A 3,632-nucleotide genomic window follows, 5' to 3' on the forward strand; every position below is an offset into this window, starting at 1 on the left:
CGGCGCCCGGCAGCGGTCTCGGGTCGCCGGGATCGAAAGCCGCGCGCGGCGGCTCCCACGGCGCCCGGGGCCGGGGCGTGAGAGGGGCCGGCGCGACGGGGCTGAGCGCGGGCACCGGAGCCTGCGCGGGCGGCGGTACCGGGGGTCCGGAGGGCGTGTCGAGGATCGTGGGCGGTGACACGGGAGCGGGCGCGGGCTGCTGGATCACCGGGTGGACGCCGCGCTCCTCCCACCAGGCGCGCGACCGCGAGAGGGGGCCGCTGCCCGTGGCTGCCCCCACGTCCGGGTCCTCGTCCTCGTCGCCGTCGTCCTCGTCGTCCACACCGATCGCGTCGACCGCGTGCCCGTACCCCGCTCGCGTCGTCGTGTCCGCCGCGCCACCGGCGCCGAGCGTGTCCGCAGCCGAGTCGAAACGGTCGTCGATCGTGTCGTCCGGCGCCCCGGCCGGACCGGTGTCCGGCGCGGACTCGTCGTACAGCCGACCCCACCAGTCGTCGGTGGTGGCGGGCCGGTCCCCCTGCTGGCTCATGCTCCTATTGTCGACCGCACGAGGCATCAGAAAACGGGACACCACGAAAAATAAGAGACGTGGCCGGATGACGCCGCGAGTGCGCGGCCCAAGTCCGCCGGGCGACCCCACCCCCCACGGGAAGGACGCCCGGCGGACGTTCGGCAGGCCGGAGCGCACCAGGTGCGCCGACCAGGATTCGGGGCCGGAGACCGGCCATGGTGTCGACCGTACGCCGATTCGAATCGTAGCGACTCGTCGGGGTTCGGCTGGAACGTCCGGGTAGTCAGCTTATCCGGCATACGAGGTCCGCCGTACGGGGGCGGGAACGCAACCGGCGCAACGGGGGCATATCCCTGAGGTCTGCCGATCCGGCAATGTCGCCACATTGGCAGAGTGACGCGTGATACGGGGATGATGTGCGCGGCGGGTTTACGCCGTGGCCGGTATCCGCCACACCCCGCCGGGTTTGAAACGTCCGTCCGGGGAGGGGTGCAGGGGTGCTGGGAGCGATAGGTCTCGACGAGAGACAGGAATCGGCGTATCGCGCGCTGGTGGCGCTGGGCGCCGCCGAGGCGGCCGATCTGGCGCATCGGCTCGCGATGCCCGAGCAGGACACCGAGCGCGCGCTGCGCCGGCTGGAGCAGCAGGGGCTGGCCGCGCAGTCGTCGGCCCGCACCGGGCGCTGGGTGGCCGCGCCGCCCGCCGTGGCGCTGGGCGCGCTGCTCACCCAGCAGCGGCACGAGCTGGAGCGGGCCGAGCTGGCCGCCGTACTGCTGGCGGAGGAGTACCGCGCCGAGTCGGCGGGTCCCGCCGTGCACGACCTGGTCGAGGTGGTGACGGGCGCGAGCGCGGTGGCGCACCGTTTCCACCAGCTCCAGCTCGGGGCGACGGAGGAGATCCGGGCGCTGGTCACCGGCAGGCCGGTGGTGGTGACGGGGATCGACAACGAGTCCGAGGAGCGGGTGGTGACGCGCGGCGTCCGCTACCGCGTGGTGATCGAGCGCGAGGTGCTGTCGCTGCCCGACGGGATCACCGAGCTGTCGGCGGCGCTCGGCCGTGACGAACAGGTGAGGGTCGTCGACCGGGTACCGACCAAGCTGGTGATCGCCGACAGCGCCCTGGCGATGGTGCCGTTGACGGGCGGCGACGCGGAGCCCGCGGCCCTGGTCGTCCACGCGAGCGGGCTGCTGGAGTCGCTGTCGGGGCTCTTCGAGGCGGTGTGGCGGGACGCGCTGCCGCTGCGGCTGGTCCCGGGCGGGGACGGGTCGGCGGTCGTGGAGGACGCGGTCGAGGGGCCCGGCGAAACCGATCTGGAGGTGCTGTCGCTGCTGCTCGCCGGGATGACGGACGCGAGTGTCGCCAAGCAGCTCGATCTGGGGCTGCGGACGGTGCAGCGCCGGGTGAAGGGCCTGATGGAGCTGGCGGGCGTGACGACGCGGCTCCAGCTGGGCTGGCACGCGTACGAGAAGGGCTGGGTGGCCCGCGGCCCGCGGGAGTGAGGGTACGGGGCGGGGAGGGATCGCCCGCGTGCCACCGCGACCGGGATCCTGCACTCTTGGCAGATGGACGTGTGGCAGCTCGTGCTGGTGGGTCTGGTCATGCTGCTGGGCGTCCTCGGCGTGCTGATTCCCGGGGTGCCGGGGCCCGCCATCGTCTGGGCCGCCGTGCTCTGGTGGGCGCTGAGTGACACCACGGCCACGGCCTGGGCGGTGCTGATCGCGGCCACGGCGCTGCTGCTGCTCGACCAGGCGCTCAGACCCCTGCTGCCGTCCCGCCGGACGCGCGAGACCGGGACCCGCCGGCGCACGCTGCTGGCCGGCGGGCTGGCCGGGATCGTGGGCTTCTTCGTGGTGCCGGTGGTGGGCACGGCGCCGGCCTTCGTCGGGGGGATCTACGCCGTCGAACGGGTACGGCTGGGCAGCCACCGGGACGGCTGGGCGTCGACCCGTGCGGTGATGCGTTCGGCGGGCGTCCCGGTGCTGGTCGAGCTGTTCTGCTGCCTGCTGGTGGCGGGTACCTGGCTGGGGGTGCTGGTCTGGGGCTGAGGGCGGCGCGCCGGCGGCCCGGGTGGGGTCCTCCCTCCCGGGCCGCCGGTCCCGCTCCCGCGGGTGTGCGTCGTGCGGACGTGCCGGTCAGCAGATCGGCACGCCGGGGAGTTGGGCCGCCGGGTGGTCGATGTAGATGTTCGACATGAAGCCGCCCTGGTCGCGCAGCTTGCTCCACCAGTTGTTGCTGTATCCCTCGGCGTTCACGGTGTCGCCCTGCTTCTGGCACATGACGTGGACGTTCGTGGGACCGGCCAGCCGGGTGACCACGGCGGCGCTCAGCCGGGCGTCGGCGCGGACACTGACGCCGGTGCCCCAGGTGGTGAAGGGGGTACCGCCGCCTCCGCCGCCGCAGCCGTTGTCACTGGTGAGGAAGTGCTGGTTGTAGCTGCCGGGGTAGGGCAGGCCGCCGCCGTTGATGACGATGTTCTGACCGACGCCGTTGAGCAGCTGCTCGTAGTGCAGATGGGGGCCGGAGGAGTTGCCGCTGGAGCCGGTGGTGCCGATCTGCTGACCCTGGTTGACGAACTGTCCGCTGGCCACCGAGAAGGCGCCGAGGTGGAAGTAGTACGTCTTCCAGCCGCCGCCGTGGTCGATGGAGATGTAGTTGCCGGCGCCGCTCGGCTGGCTGTGCCGGGTCGCCGTGCCGGCGGCCGACGCGAGGGCCGGAGTGCCGTTGGTGGTGCCGCCGTCGGCGCGTACGAAGTCCAGCGCGCGGCGGACCTCGGCGGAGTGGTGGCTGTAGGTCCAGCGCTGTCCGCACGGGTAGGGCGCCTTGAAGTTGGGGCCCGCCGCAGCGGCCGCCGTGTCGGAGGTGCCCGCTTCGGCCGCTTCGGCCGCTCCAGCGGGTACCGTCAGCAACCCGACTAGTACGAGGAGCGTACCGGCGAATGTGGTCGATAGGCGTCTGAGACGGGTCACGAATGCTCCCGGGTGTGGGGGAAGCAGCCGATCGGCGGGCGGGCCGCGACCGCTGCGAGACCCGGCAAAAGTAGCGACGGGCGCACCGTCCCACAACGACTGGGCAGCGCGTTTCGTCGGAGATGAAATGTCTTGCTCCTGACAAGTCGGCGCTC

At 72.8% G+C, this 3,632-nt stretch carries 3 protein-coding genes and 1 pseudogene; 2 read left to right on the plus strand and 2 right to left on the minus strand.

Annotated features, from left to right (window positions below):
• A pseudogene (locus GXP76_RS34620) lies at positions 1-529 on the minus strand (hypothetical protein); the annotation flags it as partial.
• A 479-nt stretch (positions 530-1,008) separates the two neighbouring features.
• Between GXP76_RS34620 and GXP76_RS34625 the strand changes: the two are divergent.
• Both GXP76_RS34625 and GXP76_RS34630 read left to right on the plus strand, forming a co-directional pair.
• Positions 1,009-2,010, plus strand: coding sequence for a helix-turn-helix domain-containing protein (locus GXP76_RS34625; protein WP_242575580.1), 1,002 nt, complete (start codon positions 1,009-1,011; stop codon positions 2,008-2,010).
• A 63-nt stretch (positions 2,011-2,073) separates the two neighbouring features.
• Positions 2,074-2,556, plus strand: a complete 483-nt coding sequence (locus tag GXP76_RS34630) for a DUF456 domain-containing protein (protein ID WP_242575581.1) — start codon at positions 2,074-2,076, stop codon at positions 2,554-2,556.
• Between the two features lie 87 nt (positions 2,557-2,643).
• On the opposite strand, the gene GXP76_RS34635 is transcribed toward GXP76_RS34630, so the two are convergent.
• Complete coding sequence (locus tag GXP76_RS34635) at positions 2,644-3,477, minus strand: M23 family metallopeptidase (RefSeq protein WP_374363679.1); 834 nt, start codon at positions 3,475-3,477, stop codon at positions 2,644-2,646.
• Between the last annotated feature and the right edge of the window lie 155 nt (positions 3,478-3,632).

The organism is Streptomyces sp. NP-1717, assembly GCF_022695985.1.
Taxonomy (GTDB): domain Bacteria; phylum Actinomycetota; class Actinomycetes; order Streptomycetales; family Streptomycetaceae; genus Streptomyces.

Bases quoted from the DNA above. Each gene is read 5' to 3' on its own strand.
- GXP76_RS34630 (WP_242575581.1), top strand. From the start codon at position 2,074: ATGGACGTGTGGCAGCTCGTGCTGGTGGGTCTGGTCATGCTGCTGGGC.